This window comes from Streptomyces cucumeris (genome assembly GCF_024295805.1).
GTDB classification, from domain to species: Bacteria; Actinomycetota; Actinomycetes; order Streptomycetales; family Streptomycetaceae; genus Streptomyces; species Streptomyces cucumeris.
Genome location: NZ_JANCLX010000005.1, coordinates 259,815 through 274,537 on the forward strand (window position 1 = coordinate 259,815; position 14,723 = coordinate 274,537).

Here is a 14,723-nt window from a genome sequence, read left to right on the forward strand (position 1 = left end):
GGTAGGTATCGAGGTGCGGCCCCGCCGCGTGGTCCTGGGCGGCTCCCACCGCGTGAGGGCAGATACACCCCATCTTGCCGTACGCCAAGCCCGAGGCGAAAACGGGTTGTCCGCCGCGCCCCGTCGGGGCGCGTACGAAGGGCCGGAGTCCCGGTGGGACTCCGGCCCTTCGCCGTGTCATCACTGTCAGTCGCCGGTGCTCACACCTGTGGGGCGCGGTGTGCCGCCGACCGAGGGTGACGCGGGGGTCACACCCTCTTCTTGCGGACCAGGAAGATCGCGCCGCCGCCGAGTGCCACGAACGCCACGGCCATACCCGCGATCATCGGGGTGTTGCTGCTGCTTCCGGTCTCGGCGAGGTCGTCACCGCCGGTGCTGCCGGTGCTGGAGCCACCGGCCGAGGCCGGGCTCGGCTGCGAGGGGGTCTCGCTGCCACCGCTGCTGGAGGTCCGGCAGTCCAGGACGCCCGAGAAGGTCTTGGTGAAGCCGTTCGGACCCTTGATGGTGATGGAGTAGCGCTGGTCCTCCTTCACCGGGGCGGTCACGGTCTTCGACTGACCCGCCTCGATCGTGTACTTCTCGCCGAGGAGCTGGAAGGTGAACGCCTCGTCACCCTTGTTGGTGGCGGTGATGTCCACGCCGCCCTTGGAGCAGTTCTTCTCGGCGGAGACCGCCGGGATCGCACCCTCCTTGGCCCAGTTCGCGGTGGCCGTGGCGGTGACGGTGCTCTCGCTGGAGCCCGCCAGGATCTGCGTCTGGCTCTTGCTGGCGCTGGCGAACGCACGGCCGACCGGGACCTTGGTGGCGGCCTGGGCGGTCACCGTGGCGGTGCCGTCGGCGGCGCCCTTCGGCACGTCGAAGTACACCTCGCCGTTGTTGGCGGCGCTGGTGAGCGTCTTGCCGTTCTTGTCCACGAGCTTCACACCGGAGGCCGCGGCCCCGGTGCCCGGGGTGAGGGTGACGCTGTCCGCGTTGGTGCGGACCTTGACCGGACCGAGCCGGTCACCGGCCTTGCCGGACACCGCGGGCGGGTCCAGCGTCAGCGACGCCTTGGGCTCCTGGACCGTCCGGGCGTTCTTCTGGAGGTAGTCGGCCAGCTTCTCGGCCGCGGGGTCGACCGCCTCGACATCCGCCTTGTCGGAGAAGCGCCAGATGGCGACCTGCGTACCCGCGGCGGCCGTCTTCTCGGTGAGCGGACCGGACTTCGCCTTGCTCGCCAGCGCCGAGAGGTCGTTCACCTGCGGATAGGAGTTCTGCAGAATCCAGTTGATCTTACCGGCGTCGGGGTTGCTCGCCAGTGAAGTGGCGCTCCAGGGCTTCTCCTCGTACTTCGCCTTGTCCTGCGTCGGGTTGTGCACGTCAATGCAGTACGTCTGGATGGTGCCGCCGTTGTCGACCGCCATCTCGAAGAGACCGGCACCGACGCGCTGGTTCTTGCCGTTCTCGTGAATGACGGCCTTGCCAAAGGTCTTGAGACCGCTCAGCGTGGCGGTGGCGCCACCCCGGCTCGGGGCCGGATCCGCGGCGGCGGTACCTGCGGTAGCGAGCACACCCGCCGCGACCAGGCCGGACGCCAGTACGGCGGCGCCCAGGCGAGCCGAAACCCGCCTCTTTACAGCAATCATGCGTTTTCCCTCCGGGCGAGCGCCAGTCCGTAGGTGCGCCTCGCCAGCGAACTCAAAACTCAGAAACCCCCGTTGGGCACTCAGGGATCCTAGGGAGTAATGACGCCCCTCGGCCCCCGCGTGTACCTCGCACGGCCCAATCCGAATCGGAATTGTTATCTCCGCCTGAGACCCGGTATGACCTGGGATTATCGACAAATCATCGAGATTCAGGGGGAAGTTGCCCTGGTCGGTACGTTTAGCAGAGGTTTCGCCTGTGAGATCCGGCGAAAGGCGGACGTACCTCGTGAAAGGTCGTGGCCCACGGCGACGGCGTCGATCTCGGCGGTGATCCACCGGTCCCCACCGCCCGGTTGATCCCCCGTCCGCTCCGGTTCCCTCCCCGGTTCTCCTGCCCGCTCCCTCTCCCGCTCCCTCTCTCTCAGCCGCAATGTGCCGTGGACGAGGAGCGGTTCACCCAGCGACACCGAACCCGCCACGTTCGCCGCGAGCGACCGCCACGTCCAGACCGTATAGAAGCTCGTATGCGCGTCCGCCCAGAGCTCCCGCCTCCGGTCCCAGCGGCGCACCGTCACCGCCAGCCGGAAGCGGGCCATCGCGACCCCGGTCGCCGTCTCGCGGAAATCCGGCCGTGTCGCGGCGTTGCCCACCACGGTCACCCAGCTCTCGTTCACCGGCCATGCCTCCCGTCACCCCTCATGCGCCCTCCCCGTGCCGCTCGGTTCTCATGCTGCACGGGTCCGCGGGATCCCGCCGGGCCCTGTGCACCGCCCCCAGGCTGTGGACAACTCGGCGCCCCGGCCGGGTGAACCCGCCGCCCCTGGCGGAACGGCTCCCGTCAGCTTCCGCCCGCCGCGATGACGTACTGCGCCCGCACCTCGCGGTAGCGCGCCAGCTCCGCTCCCACCGGCTCCAGCACGCGCGTCCGGCCGCACGCCACCGCCGCCTGGCGCCGCTGCGCCTCCGCCAGTTGCCCGTACCGCCGGGCCGGCCCGCGGGCGACCAGCCCGCAGCCCCACGCCAGCCCCGCGCTGACCGTGACGGCTCCCGACAGCAGCATCGCGGGCGGCCACCACAGCGGCCCGCCGAACAGTCCCGCCACGACCCCCACCAGCCACACCAGCGCCACCACTTGCACCAGCAACAGCGCCACCTGTGCCGAGGCCACCATCGACCACCACCCCGGCCGGGCCGGGCGGCGCCCCGCCGTCGCGGCCGCCACCGCCTCGTCGATCGCGTCCGGCAGCCCCCGGCCGCCCCATCCCGCCGCCTCCCGCACCGCCTGGGCCCAGGGTCCGGGCAGTCCCGCCGTCGCCTCGTCCGCCAGGGTGCGCACCGCCTCCTCCACCGCGGGCCGGGCCGTGACCGCCTCCACCGCCGCCGCCTTCGCCCGCGCCCCCGGGATCTCGCGGGCGTCCTCCACCCGCCGTCCCGCCGGCCGCCCGCCGCCGTTCGTCCCCGAGGACCACGCCAGGGAGCCATGGGCGCCCCGGACGCCCCCCGGCCCGCGCCGGGCGACCCGCCCCCACGGTGTGCCGCAGGCCCACTCCGCGTCCCGCAGCCACGCGCGCTCGGCCGCCTGTCCGGCCGCCGCGGCGCCCGCCGCCTCGGCGAGCCGGGCCTCGAACTCCACCCGCGTCCGTTCGCCGAACCCGACCGAGCCCCCGTCCGCCACGTACTGCGGGCGCAGCCGCGCGGTCGCGCCGTCCACATCGGCCGCCAGCCGCCGTTCCGCCGCGCCGCACTCGGCCGCCAGGTGCCCCAGCATGTCCCTCAGCTCGCCGACGCCCTCCCCCGTCAGCGCCGACAGCGCCAGGACCGCGGCCCCCGGCTCCCCGTGCTCACCGAGCGCCAGTCCGTCCTCGTCCAGCAGCCGCCGCAGATCGTCCAGCACCTGGTCGGCGGCCTCGCCGGGGAGCCGGTCCACCTGGTTGAGCACCACGAAGGTCACCTCGGCGTATCCGGCCAGCGGCCGCAGATAGCGCTCATGGAGCACCGCGTCCGCGTACTTCTCCGGATCCACCACCCACACCACCGCGTCGACCAGCCCGAGCAGCCGGTCCACCCGCTCCCGGTGTCCTGTGGCGGCCGAGTCGTGATCGGGCAGATCGAGCAGGACGAGCCCGCGCAGGGCGGGATCGTACGGATAGGCGGGGCGGCGCCGGTCGGCCATCGGGATGCCGAGCCGGTCCAGCAGGCCGTCCGCGTGATCGGTCCAGGCGCAGGCCAGCGGTGCGGCGGTGGTGGGACGCCGGATCCCCGCTTCCGAGAGCTGCGTTCCCGCCAGTGCGTTGAACAGGGTGGACTTACCGCTTCCGGTGGCTCCCGCAAGCGCCACGACGGTGTGGCCGAGCGGATGCCGCCCCCGCGCGTCGGCCTCGTCGAGCACCCGCCCGGCCCCGGCCAGCGTGCGTCCGTCCAGCCGGGTGCGGGACAGCCCGACCAGCTGCCGCAGCGCGTCCAGACGCGGCCGCAGGGCTCCCGTGACGAACCCGCGCGCGCCGGGACCGTACGGGCGGTACGAGGGGCTCCCGTACGCCCCGCCCGCCATCCGCGGCTCACCCGCGGATCCCGGGCTGGCCTGGTTCCCCGGCCCCATGCCGCCCATGGAGCCCATCGCCCGCATGGAGCCCATGGAGCCCATCACTGCCGGGGCGCCGACCGCCGCCGGCCGGTCCGTAGCGCCATCCCCGGCGCATCCGCCGTCCTCCGCGCGGCCGTCGTCCCCCCACCGGCCCTCGGGGGCCGTGGCGGCGTCCTCCGTGTCCATCAGGTCCGCCACCTCGGCGTCCGCGCCGCCGCGCACCGCGCGCCCCTCGGCCCGCCGCTGGGCGCGCCGGGCGATGAGGCCGTCGTCCCAGGTCTGGCGAGGCCGGTCAGCCGCGGGGTGGTCCGTTCCCTGGCCCTCAGTGGCGGTCACCTTCGGTCACCTCTCCTTCTGTAGTACGGACAGCGCGGCGATCAGCTGGACCTGGTGGTCCGGCGTCACGTCCAAGGTGTCCAGGGGCGCCAGCCGCCGGTCCCGCTCCGCCTCCAGGGCGCGGGTGACACAGCCGTCGAGGAGCTGACCGCCGCGGTCGCCCAGGTTCAGCGCACCGTGCGCGCCCAGGGACTCGGCCAGCCGCTCACCCGCCGTACGGGCACGACGGCCGCCCAGCAGGGACGCCGTCAGCAGGGCGGTGACCTCGTCGGGGGCGCAACTGCCGCCGCCCTCGGCGACCCGCGTCCGCACCTCCTCCTCGGCCAGCTCCTCGACGCACCGCCGCCAGTGGCGGACAGCCACGCCGATCCGCTCCCCCGCGCCGGGCGCATCGCTCGGCGCGAGCCCGGCCCGCGCCACCGGATCCCGCTTCCCGGTCTCCGCAACCCGCTCGTCGGCGGCGGCCACCGCGCTGCGCAGCAGGGTCGCCAGGGAGTCGACGAGGGCGCGGAGCAGCTCCTCGGGGGTGCTGTCACGGGGCAGCCCGTACCAGTGGGTGAGCGCGCCGCCCGCGAGCGCCGCGCCACCGGCGATCTCCCGCCGCACCCGCTCCAGTTCCTCCCCGTACGCCCCCTCGACCCGCTGCACCAGCCGTACCGCCGCCGCGTGCTGGGCGGCGGCCGCACCGGCCAGGGCGGGCATCCGGGAACGCAGCGAGGCGAGCACCCCGGCGGCCGTCCGGGCGGCCGCCACACCGCGTGCATGGGGGTCCTGGGCGTGCTGGGTGAGCCAGGCCCGCAGCGCGGCGACGGCGGTGGCGGGCAGCAGCCCGCTGCCCCCGCCCGCGGACTCGGGCAGTTCGGGGATGGTGAAGCGCGGTACGTCGCCGAGCCCGGCCGCGGTGAGGAGGGCCGTGTACTGCCGTGACACCTCGGCCGCGAGCTGATGGGGCACCCGGTCGAGCACGGTCACCAGGGTGACGTCGTACTCCTTGGCGGTGCGCAGCAGATGCCAGGGGACGGCGTCGGCGTAGCGGGTGGCGGTGGTGACCAGCACCCAGACGTCGGCGGCGCAGATCAGCTCGGCGGCCAGATCGCGGTTCCGGGCGACGAGGGAGTCGATGTCGGGCGCGTCGAGCAGGGCGAGCCCGCGCGCCAGCTCCGGATCCGTCTCGATCCGCAGCGCCCGGGCCCCCTCCTGCCCCCGGTCCTCGTCGTCGTACGCCGTCTCCGGCCGTTCGCCCTGGGTCGGCACCCACACCCGGGTGAGCTGCGGCAGCACCCGCTGCCCGGCGAACCAGGGGCGGTCATCGGGGTGGCACACCAGCACCGGGGTACGGGTGGTGGGCCGCAGCACCCCGGCCTCGGTGACCCGTCGGCCCACCAGGGAGTTGACGAGCGTGGACTTGCCCGCCCCGGTGGATCCTCCGATCACCGCCAGCAGGGGCGCTTCGGGGGCCCGCAGCCGGGGCACGAGATAGTCGTCCAGCTGGGCGAGCAGCTCGGCGCGGCTTCGGCGCGCGCGGTCGGCACCGGGAAGGGGGAGCGGAAACCGGGCGGCGTCGACGCGATCACGCAGTGCGGTCAACGCGTCGAGCAGCCGGGGCCGTACGTCCAAGATCGCCACGTGGTGAAGAATGCCCGTTTTTGGTGGCTTTTTGAAGCGTATGCCCACACGTGCGCGTCAAAGAGACCCGCCCGGATCACCCCAGAAGGGGCACGGGACGTAAGGGACGACGGGGGCCCAGGCATAACGAGTAGACAACACCCGCCCGCTGAGGCGTGAAAAACGATGCGAGTTCCGGACCTGCCTGCGATTATCAGACCGCTTCACCGAACCTCCACAACGTGCCACGGAGGTGAAGCAACCGGGGCGAGGCGCAAGGAGCCCTATCCTTGTCCCCGGCGAGGTCACGGTCCGCCGAGCCCGGCCACCCGCACCACGGCCGCACCGGCGGTATCGCGGGCACCCGGGGGCTCATGTTCCATGACCACCACCGGCCCCCGTAGCTCAGTGGATAGAGCAGGCGCCTTCTAAGCGCTTGGCCGCAGGTTCGAGTCCTGCCGGGGGCGCCACCCGCCTCCTCCCCGCATGTCCGCGGAGGAGGCCTGTACACCGCAGAGGTGTGCACATCTGAGGGGGCGCGCACTCCGCTTCCGCGGGACTCTAGCGCCCCCCTTGTAGCGGCAACGTAAGCGCGGCGCGTCCGTCCCGCAGGGGAGATCCACGCCCCCTCAGAGGAGATCCACACCGACCGTGAGACCGGCGGGTCCGCGGGTGGGGGGGGGGGGGGGGGGGGGGGGGGGGGGGGGGCGGGCGCGGGCCCCCCCCCCCCCCCCCCCACACCCGGTCCGCGCGCCCGGGGCGGGGCACGGCAAAAGGGCCTCCTGATGGCCCCGATACGGGGGCGAGGCGAGGCCACCAGGAGGCTGTTCTCGGGGGTGGCGCCGGTATCACGGCGCGGGGCGGGACCTCGTCATGGCCGGTGCCGGATGACACCAACGGCGGGCCCGGGGCAGATGTTTCCAGAGATTCCGCGTGGTCACACCGGTGAAAATTGCTAGTCGAACACCGGGGCGGGATCGCGACGGTCCGCGCCGCGCGGTTCAGCGGGGCATGGTCAGCACCGCGACGCCGTTGACACGGTCCGCCGCGAGGTCGTCCAGGGCCTCGTCCGCGCGGTCGAAGGGGTACGGGGTGATGGTGGCCCGGACCCGGTGGGCGGCGGCCGCGGCCAGGAACTCCCGCCCGTCCTCCCGGGTGTTGGCGGTGACGCTGCGCAGGGTGCGCTCGCGGAACAGATGGCGCTGGTAGTCCAGCGGCGGAATGTCGGAGAGGTGGATCCCGGCGACGCTGAGGGTGCCGCCGCTGTCCAGCGCCTCCAGGGCCACCGGCACCAGATCGCCCACCGGCGCGAAGAGGACGGCCGCGTCCAGCGGCTCGGGGGGCCGGTCGGCGGCGGCGCCCGCGGAGGCGGCGCCGAGTTCGAGCGCGAGGGCGCGGGCCGCGGCCGAGCGGGTGAGCACATGGACCACGGCGCCCCGGGCGAGCGCCACCTGGGCGGTGAGGTGCGCGGAGCCGCCGAAGCCGTAGATGCCGAGGCGGCCGCCGGGCGGCAGTTCGGCGCGGCGCAGCGCCCGGTAGCCGATGATCCCGGCGCACAGCAGCGGGGCCAGTTCCTCGTCGGCGTATCCGGCGGGCAGGTCATAGGCGTACGCGGCCGGGACGGTGACGTACTCGGCGTAACCGCCGTCCGCGTCCCAGCCGGTGTACTCGGACGAGGGGCACAGGTTCTCCCGGCCGCGACGGCAGTACGCGCAGCGGCCGCAGGTGCGGCGCAGCCAGGGGACGCCCACCAGGGTGCCGAGCCGTTCTCCCTCCGCCCGCGGCCCCGCCGCGACCACCTCGCCGACCACCTCGTGGCCGGGGACGACGGGGCTGCGGTGCGGCGGCAGATCGCCGTCCCGTACGTGCAGATCGGTACGGCACACCCCGCACGCCCGCACCCGGACGAGCAGTTCGTCATCGGCGGGCCGGGGCACCGGCAGATCGGCCCGGTCGAGACGGCCGGGGGTGCGGACCACCCAGGCGCGCATGGTCGGGGGGATGTCAGCGTTCGCGGCGGCCGTCACGCGTCACAACGTAAGCCGGGTCAGGGGCCCGGCCGCCGTGGCGCGCCCGTGGCCCCGCCATGCGCTCACCCTCCGGCGGGACCCGGTCCGCAGCGGCCCTGACCGGTCGTCACCGGTCCTCGCGGGAGATGATGAAGAGCACCCGCAGCACCAGCACCGCCGTGATCACCAGCAGGTGATAGCCGAAGAGCTGGAAGAGACCGGTGCCGGGGATCACCTCCGGTCCGCGCTCGATGCTCAGCAGGATCGCGGACATCACCCCGCTGGTGGCCGCGATGAAGGTGAGCAGCACCTCGTGGACCAGGGAACGCACATACTTGCGGTCGCGGGCGTCGGCGAACAGCCGGACCCCCACCCCCAGCCGTCCCTGCTCCAGCGCGCTGGTCACCCGGTCCAGCCGGCGCGGCAGCCGGCGCAGCAGCTCCCACGCGGCCAGCAGCTCGGCCGGTACGGCCGGTTCCGGCGACGGGACCGACGAGGACGGACCGGTGGACTTCCCGGCGGCCGGGCCGCCGCGCCGACCACCGGTGACCTGGCGCGCCTCGTCGACCATGTTGAAGCCGGGGCAGACCGTGGTGAGCGTGCCCTCCAGCGTGGCCAGCGCCCGGAAGACGGCCGCGGCCTCCGGCGGCACGGCCAGCCCGTACCCGGCGACCAGCCGGAACAGATCGGTGAACACGTGCACCTGGGGTGTGCTGCCGGGGATGAAGTGTCGGGCCAGGAAGCGGCCCAGGGCCCGTTCCAGGGCGCGTTCGTCGATCTCGTCGGGGCGTTCGACGATCTGGAGCAGCGCATCGCACAGGGCGGCCGGGTCACCGCTGTTGACGGCCAGCAGGAACAGTTTCAGCCCGGCCCGTAGCTGGGCGTCCACCCGGCCCACCGAGCCGAAGTCGATCAGCGCCACCCGGCCGTCGTCCAGCAGCAGGATGTTGCCCGGATGCGGATCGGCGTGGAAGACGCCGTCGACCAGGACCTGGTCGAGCAGGGTGGACAGCAGGGTGTGCGCCCAGCGGGCGCGGTCGTCCTCGTCCGCGGCGGCCAGCCGGGTGGCCGCCCCGATGGGCTCCCCCACCAGCCAGTCCAGGACCAGGACGGATTCACCGGACAGTGATGCGTGGACGGTGGGCAGCCGGACGGCGTCGTCCTGGCGGCGCCGCGCCCGCGCGGCGCGCACGGTGGCGATGTTGGCGGCCTCCACCCGGAAGTCCAGCTCCTCGTGGACGGAGGCGGCGAACCCCTCGGCCAGCTCCACCAGACCGATGGCACGGGCCCAGCGGGTGCGGCGCTCCAGCATGGCCGCCAGGCGGCGGATGATGTCCAGGTCGCGTTCGACCACCGGACGCACGCCGGGGCGCAGCACCTTGACGACCGCCTTGCCGCCGTCGTGCAGCCACACCGCGTGCACCTGGGCGATGGAGGCGGCGGCCAGCGGGGTCGGCTCGAACTCCTTGAAGTGCGTCTCCAGGGGCACGCCGTAGGCCGCGACGAGGGCCTCCTCGACGGCGGGCCAGGGCGCCGCGGACACCTGGTACTGGAGCCGGCTCAACTCCCTGACGAACTCGCGCGGCAGCATGTCGTGCCGGGTGGAGAGCATCTGGCCGAGTTTGACGAAGGTGGGGCCGCCCTCCTCCAGGGCCAGCCGCAGCGGGCGGGCCAGCCGCGCGGCGCCGCCCGCCGCCCCCTCGCCGGAGCGTCCGCGCAGATACGGCCGCAGCCCGTGGCGCACCGCGATGGAGACGATGTGCGAGTAGCGGCGGCCGCGCGCGACACGGGACTTCAGCGCCCTCGGCCAGCCGGCCGGGGAGCCGATGGAGCCGCTCGGCAGCACCACCTCCCACGCGGCCAGGAAGCCCATGGTCAGCAGCAGGGTGGAGCCGAACTGGACGCCGGTGAGGATGCCCTGCTGCTCCGGGCGCTGCATCACCAGGTTGAACACCCCGAGCCCGGCCAGGCTCACCAGCCCGCCGGACAGCGCGCGGATGACACCGATGTGGAGCCCGAGCATCCGGCGCGCGCTCACCACGAAGACCGTCATGAAGCCGCTCATGACGAGGACGACGAGGGCGAACTGGGCCGCCTTCACCGCGGTCCCGCGGCGCGGTGACGACATGACGCCGTCGCAGCCCCCATGTGTCCGTACCCCGTCTCCGGCCGTTCCGCGTCGTCGTCCCGTTCCCCGCTTCCGTCCCATCTTCGGCACCGGGCCGCCGCGGGCCGCGCCGGGCGGGGGGAACCTGCCAGGAAGGTGCCAGCGGGCTCACGGGGCGGCGGCGGGCCCGCCCGGCCGCCACGGCCCCCGCGGTCCGCGACGCCGGGCCCGGTGGCACCTTCCTGACGCACCCCGGGATGCGGGGGCGTTCCTCGCCCAGGACAGGGCCTGGCGTCCGCGGCATGGTCGCGTCGTTCGCCCACACCGTGCGCGGTGGCTCCCTGGCCGGGGAGCTGGCCGCCGCCGTGGACGCGGCCGCGCTCGCGGAGCTGGTGCACGTGGCCTCGCTCCACCACGACGACGTCATGGACCAGACCCGCACCCGGCGCGGGGCGCCCAGCGTCAACGCGCTGTGGGGCGACTCGGTCGCCGTACCGGCGGGCAACTGGCTGGTGGCGAAGGCCGCGCGGCTCGCGGCGGAGCCCGGTCCGGGTCCGCCTCCCTGATCGCGATGGCGCTCCAGAGCGGCGCGATCCGGACGGGTACGCCCGCGGACACCGCGGAGGCGCTCGCGGAGTACGGCGAACACCTCGGCACCGCGTTCCAGATCGCCGACGACATCCTCGATGTCGCCGCCGTCTCCGAGGTCTTGGGCAAGGAGCAGGGCAAGGACCTGGCCGTCGGTGTGGCCGGCCTCCCGGTGCTGCTCGCCCTGGCCGACGAAGGGCCTGCGGCGGACGAGTTGCGGTAGCTGCTCACGGCCGCGGGGCAGGGACGGGCGGGCGCCGCGGCGGTGCCCAGGGCCGTGGCGCTGCTGCGCGGCGGGGGTGCGCCGGCGGAGGCCGGGGCCATGATGCGGGGGCGGCTGGCGCGGGCGCGGGGAGCGCTGGGCGGACTGCAGGAGGGTCCCGCGACCCGGGTGCTGTACGCGCTGTGCGACGTGGTGGCGGACCGGGACCACTGAGATCCGGGCCGGTGCCGCGGACCGGACCGGCGGATCCCTTCCGGCCGCGGGGTGCCCGAGCACGTACGCTGAGCCTCATGGGCAGCTCATGGTCTCAGGGGGTGGCGGACGAGCCCATCGACCCCGACACCGCGCCGACGACGCCCGCCGGGCACGGTGTGTGGCGCGGTCAGGGCCCGGTCGTCGCCGCGGTGGCGGTCGGCGGCGGCATCGGCGCGAGCGCGCGCTACGGCGCGTCGCTGCTGTGGCCTTCCCCGGGGGCGGCGTTCCCCTGGACGACCCTGTTGGTGAACGTGGTGGGATGCGCCCTCATCGGTGTCCTGCTGGTGCTGGTGGACCAGCTATGGGGCGCCCACCGGCTGGTCCGGCCGTTCTTCGGCACCGGGGTCCTCGGCGGGTTCACCACCTTCTCGACGTACGCCGTGGACTTCAAGCGCCTGCTCGACGAGGGCCGCGCCACGGCCGGGCTGCTCTATCTGACCGGAACGCTGCTGGCCGCGATGGCCGCCGTCTGGGCCGGGGTCGTGGCGACCCGGCGGGCCCTGGCCTTGGGCGGCCGCGGACGGAGCGCGCGGTGAGCGCGCCGTCCGGGCCGCCGGAGGAGGGCGCCGAGCGCGGGACCGGTGCCGCGCATGGGACCGGCGGACTGCGGCTGACCGTCTTCGTCGGCGAACGCGACACCTGGCACCACCGGCCGCTGTTCGCCGAGATCGTGCACCGCGCCCACCGGGCGGGGCTCGCGGGCGCGAGTGTGTTCCGCGGGGTGGAGGGCTACGGCTCCTCGTCGATGGTGCACACCTCACGGCTGCTGTCGCTCGGCGACGATCTCCCCATGGCCGTGGTGATCATCGATACGGAGGAACGGGTGCGGTCCTTCCTGCCCGGCTTGGAGGAGATCGTGGGCGACGCCCTGATGGTCGTGGACCCGGTCGAGATCGTCGGCCGCGCGGGGCGCACCGGATGAACTGGCTGCTGGTGGTGGCCGGGGGCATGGCCGGTGCCCCCCTGCGCTATCTGACCGACCGCGCGGTGCAGTCCCGGCATGACGCGATGTTCCCGTGGGGCACGTTCACGGTGAACGTCGTGGGGTGCGCGGTACTGGGCCTGTTGACCGGCGCGGCCACGGCCGGTGCGGTGTCCTCCCAGCTCCAACTGCTGCTGGGCACCGGGCTGTGCGGGGCGCTGACGACGTACTCGACCTTCTCCTACGAGACGCTGCGGCTGGCCGAGGAGGGCGCGTGGCTCTTCGCCGCGGCCAACGCGGTGGGCAGTGTGGTGACGGGAGTGGGCGCGGCGTTCGCGGGCGGCGCACTGGCCGAAGCGATCTGGGGCTGACGCCGCCACACCCGGCCCACCACGCCCGGTCGCCCGGACCTACCCGCCGCCCCGGCGCCCGGGTTGCCGCGCCTCGCCCCGGGGCGGCCTGCGGTCACAGCCCACCACCGCCCCCGACGCCCCGGCGGTGAGTGCCGCCCCGCTTCGGGCTGCCCCTGCCCGCCGGGCAGACGGCGGCGGGTGGTGGGCGCCACCGCCGCGAGCTCCCCCGGAACCCTGCCGGTCGCGGCGTACCGGGCGCCCCCGCTGCGGGGCTCCCAGGAGCCCCCGGCGCATCCGCGGCAACCGGCCGCCCCGGCCGCTAGTCCGGGCTTCCCGGGGGGTCCGGGGTCAGGAGGGTCGTGCTGGGGGGCAGGCCGTCGTCCGGGCGGTCCTTCGCCGTGCGGAGGTGTTCCAGCAGGACGCGGCGGAGTTCGCGGGCCGCGCGGGGCGGGGCGACGTCCTTGCGGTGGGCCACCGCGATCGTCCGCCGCATCCGGTGCCCCGCGAACGGGGTGATCCGCAGTCCGGACCGCTCGGCCACCATCCCCGGCAGCACCGCGATGCCGAGTCCGGCGCGGACGAAGCCGAGCACCGCGTCCATCTCGCCGCCCTCGACGGAGAAGGCCGGCTCGAACCCCGCCGCCCGGCACGCCGACGTGGTGAACTCCCGCAGGTCGTAGCCGCGCCGGAACATCACCAGGGGCTGGTCCCGGAGGTCCTCCACCCGGATCCGGCGGCGCCGGGTCGGCGGCGGGGAGGCGGGTGAGGAGGCCACCACCAGCTCCTCGCGCAGCAGCTCCGTGGCGGCCAGCGCGGGGGCCTGGCCCGCCAGCGGGGTGATGATCAGGGCGAGGTCCAGTTCACCGGCGGCCAGACTGCGGACCAGGTCCTGGGAGCCGCCCTCGTGCACGAACAGCTCGATCCCCGGGAACGCGTCGTGGAAGCGGCGCAGCACATCGGGGACGAGGCTGGCGCACAGGCTGGGCGGGGCGCCGAGCCGTACCCGGCCGCGCCGGAGCTGCGCGACCTCCTGGACCTCGCGGTGCGCGGTCTCGGTGTCGGCGAGGATCTGGCGGGCCAGCGGAAGCAGCGCCTCCCCCGCGTCGGTGAGCGCGATATTGCCCCGGGCGCGGTGGAAGAGCTCGGCCCCCAGCTCCCGTTCCAGCGTTCTGATCTGCTGGGACAGCGAGGGCTGGGCGACATGGAGGAGCTCGGCGGCGCGGGTGAAGTGGCGGGTGTCCGCGACGGTGGCGAAATAGCGCAGCTGCTGGAGTTGCACCCAGCCATGATAGCCCAGCCCTATGGAAACCAGCCGGATCATGTCTTGGACGAATCACACACCCGCTGCCTAGCGTCGACGGCATGGCAGTGGCGATACGCACGGACGCGGACCCCACCCGGAAACCGCCCGGGAAACCGTCGCGGAAGCCCGCACGGAAGCCGTCCTTCATCGGCTCCGTCTGGCGCTCGACCGTCGGCAAGAAGGCGGTGATGGCCGTCACCGGGCTGATCATGCTGGCCTATCTGGTGGCCCATATGCTCGCCAACCTGAAGGTGTTCCTCGGTCCGGACGACCTCAACGGCTACGCCCACTGGCTGCGCACCCTCGGCGAACCGTTCCTCCCCCATGAGGGCTTCCTGTGGCTGGCCCGGCTCGCGCTGCTGACCACCGTGGTGCTGCACGGAGTGGCCGCCGCGCAGCTCAGCCGACGGGACCTGGCGGCCCGGCCGCGCGGCTACGCCCACCAGCGGCGGCGCGCGAGCTACGCCACCCGCACCATGCGCTGGGGCGGGGTGATCCTCGGGCTGTTCATCGTCTGGCATGTACTGGACCTGACCACGCTCACCGTGAACGAGCGCGCCGAGCCCGGCCATCCCTACGAGAACGTCGTCGCGACCTTCTCCACCTGGTACGGCAACGCCGTCTACATCACGGCGATGCTCGCCCTGGGGCTGCACATCCGGCACGGCTTCTGGAGCGCCGCACAGACCCTCGGCGCCGGGCGTCCCCGCCGCGACAAGGCCCTGAAGACGGCGGCGAACGTGCTGGCCGCCGTGTTGACCTGCGGCTTCATCGCCGTTCCGGTGGGCGTGATGAGTGGAGTGGTGAGCTGAG

14 protein-coding genes and 1 tRNA gene are annotated in these 14,723 nt (G+C 74.1%); 8 read left to right on the top strand and 7 right to left on the bottom strand.

Going from position 1 to position 14,723, the window contains the following annotated elements; translation table 11 throughout:
• Positions 1-248 precede the first annotated feature (248 nt).
• The 4 genes from NMK44_RS10010 to NMK44_RS10025 form a co-directional block, all read right to left on the bottom strand.
• A complete protein-coding gene (locus NMK44_RS10010) occupies positions 249-1,625 on the bottom strand; it encodes a Cys-Gln thioester bond-forming surface protein (protein ID WP_254740559.1) in 1,377 nt (458 codons plus the stop codon).
• Between the two features lie 209 nt (positions 1,626-1,834).
• A complete protein-coding gene (locus NMK44_RS10015) occupies positions 1,835-2,299 on the bottom strand; it encodes a single-stranded DNA-binding protein (protein WP_254740561.1) in 465 nt (154 codons plus the stop codon).
• Positions 2,300-2,463: 164 nt separating this feature from the next.
• The gene (locus NMK44_RS10020; protein ID WP_254740563.1) at positions 2,464-4,545 is read right to left on the bottom strand and encodes a YfjP family GTPase; all 2,082 of its coding nucleotides are present in this window, start codon (positions 4,543-4,545) and stop codon (positions 2,464-2,466) included.
• A gap of 6 nt (positions 4,546-4,551) precedes the next feature.
• On the bottom strand, positions 4,552-6,162 hold the full coding sequence (locus NMK44_RS10025) for a dynamin family protein (RefSeq protein ID WP_254740852.1): 1,611 nt from the start codon (positions 6,160-6,162) through the stop codon (positions 4,552-4,554).
• A 382-nt stretch (positions 6,163-6,544) separates the two neighbouring features.
• On the opposite strand from NMK44_RS10025, the gene NMK44_RS10030 reads away from it, so the two are divergent.
• Positions 6,545-6,620: transfer RNA gene (locus NMK44_RS10030), tRNA-Arg, on the top strand.
• 531 nt (positions 6,621-7,151) lie between these two features.
• Here the strand turns inward: NMK44_RS10030 and NMK44_RS10035 are convergent.
• Positions 7,152-8,141, bottom strand: coding sequence for a zinc-binding alcohol dehydrogenase family protein (locus NMK44_RS10035; protein ID WP_254740854.1), 990 nt, complete (start codon positions 8,139-8,141; stop codon positions 7,152-7,154).
• Between the two features lie 145 nt (positions 8,142-8,286).
• Positions 8,287-10,287: an ABC1 kinase family protein gene (locus NMK44_RS10040; protein ID WP_254740565.1), complete on the bottom strand. Its 2,001-nt coding sequence runs from the start codon at positions 10,285-10,287 to the stop codon at positions 8,287-8,289.
• Positions 10,288-10,568: 281 nt separating this feature from the next.
• Here NMK44_RS10040 and NMK44_RS10045 point away from each other — a divergent pair, with 281 nt between their 5' ends.
• From NMK44_RS10045 to crcB (NMK44_RS10070), 6 genes are all read left to right on the top strand, one after another.
• Complete coding sequence (locus NMK44_RS10045) at positions 10,569-10,832, top strand: polyprenyl synthetase family protein (protein WP_254740567.1); 264 nt, start codon at positions 10,569-10,571, stop codon at positions 10,830-10,832.
• Positions 10,833-10,837: 5 nt separating this feature from the next.
• Positions 10,838-11,077, top strand: coding sequence for a polyprenyl synthetase family protein (locus NMK44_RS10050; protein WP_254740569.1), 240 nt, complete (start codon positions 10,838-10,840; stop codon positions 11,075-11,077).
• 42 nt (positions 11,078-11,119) lie between these two features.
• The gene (locus NMK44_RS10055; protein ID WP_254740571.1) at positions 11,120-11,290 is read left to right on the top strand and encodes a hypothetical protein; all 171 of its coding nucleotides are present in this window, start codon (positions 11,120-11,122) and stop codon (positions 11,288-11,290) included.
• A gap of 77 nt (positions 11,291-11,367) precedes the next feature.
• The gene (crcB, locus tag NMK44_RS10060) at positions 11,368-11,868 is read left to right on the top strand and encodes a fluoride efflux transporter CrcB (protein WP_254740573.1); all 501 of its coding nucleotides are present in this window, start codon (positions 11,368-11,370) and stop codon (positions 11,866-11,868) included.
• 68 nt (positions 11,869-11,936) lie between these two features.
• Positions 11,937-12,254 (top strand): DUF190 domain-containing protein, encoded by a 318-nt coding sequence (locus tag NMK44_RS10065; protein WP_254740855.1) that lies wholly within the window; start codon positions 11,937-11,939, stop codon positions 12,252-12,254.
• Entirely contained in the window at positions 12,251-12,625 is a 375-nt protein-coding gene (gene crcB, locus NMK44_RS10070; protein WP_254740575.1) for a fluoride efflux transporter CrcB, read from the top strand. Before NMK44_RS10065 ends, crcB (NMK44_RS10070) begins: the two co-directional genes overlap by 4 nt.
• Before the next feature lie 301 nt (positions 12,626-12,926).
• Here the strand turns inward: crcB (NMK44_RS10070) and NMK44_RS10075 are convergent, their stop codons facing one another.
• A complete protein-coding gene (locus NMK44_RS10075) occupies positions 12,927-13,886 on the bottom strand; it encodes a LysR family transcriptional regulator (RefSeq protein ID WP_254740577.1) in 960 nt (319 codons plus the stop codon).
• 83 nt (positions 13,887-13,969) lie between these two features.
• Here NMK44_RS10075 and NMK44_RS10080 point away from each other — a divergent pair, with 83 nt between their 5' ends.
• Positions 13,970-14,722 (top strand): succinate dehydrogenase, encoded by a 753-nt coding sequence (locus NMK44_RS10080; RefSeq protein ID WP_254740579.1) that lies wholly within the window; start codon positions 13,970-13,972, stop codon positions 14,720-14,722.
• The last annotated feature ends 1 nt before the right edge of the window (position 14,723 follow it).

Bases quoted from the DNA above. Each gene is read 5' to 3' on its own strand.
- NMK44_RS10010 (WP_254740559.1), bottom strand. From the start codon at position 1,625: ATGATTGCTGTAAAGAGGCGGGTTTCGGCTCGCCTGGGCGCCGCCGTA.
- NMK44_RS10035 (WP_254740854.1), bottom strand. From the start codon at position 8,141: ATGCGCGCCTGGGTGGTCCGCACCCCCGGCCGTCTCGACCGGGCCGAT.
- NMK44_RS10040 (WP_254740565.1), bottom strand. From the start codon at position 10,287: ATGTCGTCACCGCGCCGCGGGACCGCGGTGAAGGCGGCCCAGTTCGCC.
- NMK44_RS10045 (WP_254740567.1), top strand. From the start codon at position 10,569: ATGGTCGCGTCGTTCGCCCACACCGTGCGCGGTGGCTCCCTGGCCGGG.
- NMK44_RS10050 (WP_254740569.1), top strand. From the start codon at position 10,838: ATGGCGCTCCAGAGCGGCGCGATCCGGACGGGTACGCCCGCGGACACC.
- crcB (WP_254740573.1), top strand. From the start codon at position 11,368: ATGGGCAGCTCATGGTCTCAGGGGGTGGCGGACGAGCCCATCGACCCC.
- crcB (WP_254740575.1), top strand. From the start codon at position 12,251: ATGAACTGGCTGCTGGTGGTGGCCGGGGGCATGGCCGGTGCCCCCCTG.
- NMK44_RS10080 (WP_254740579.1), top strand. From the start codon at position 13,970: ATGGCAGTGGCGATACGCACGGACGCGGACCCCACCCGGAAACCGCCC.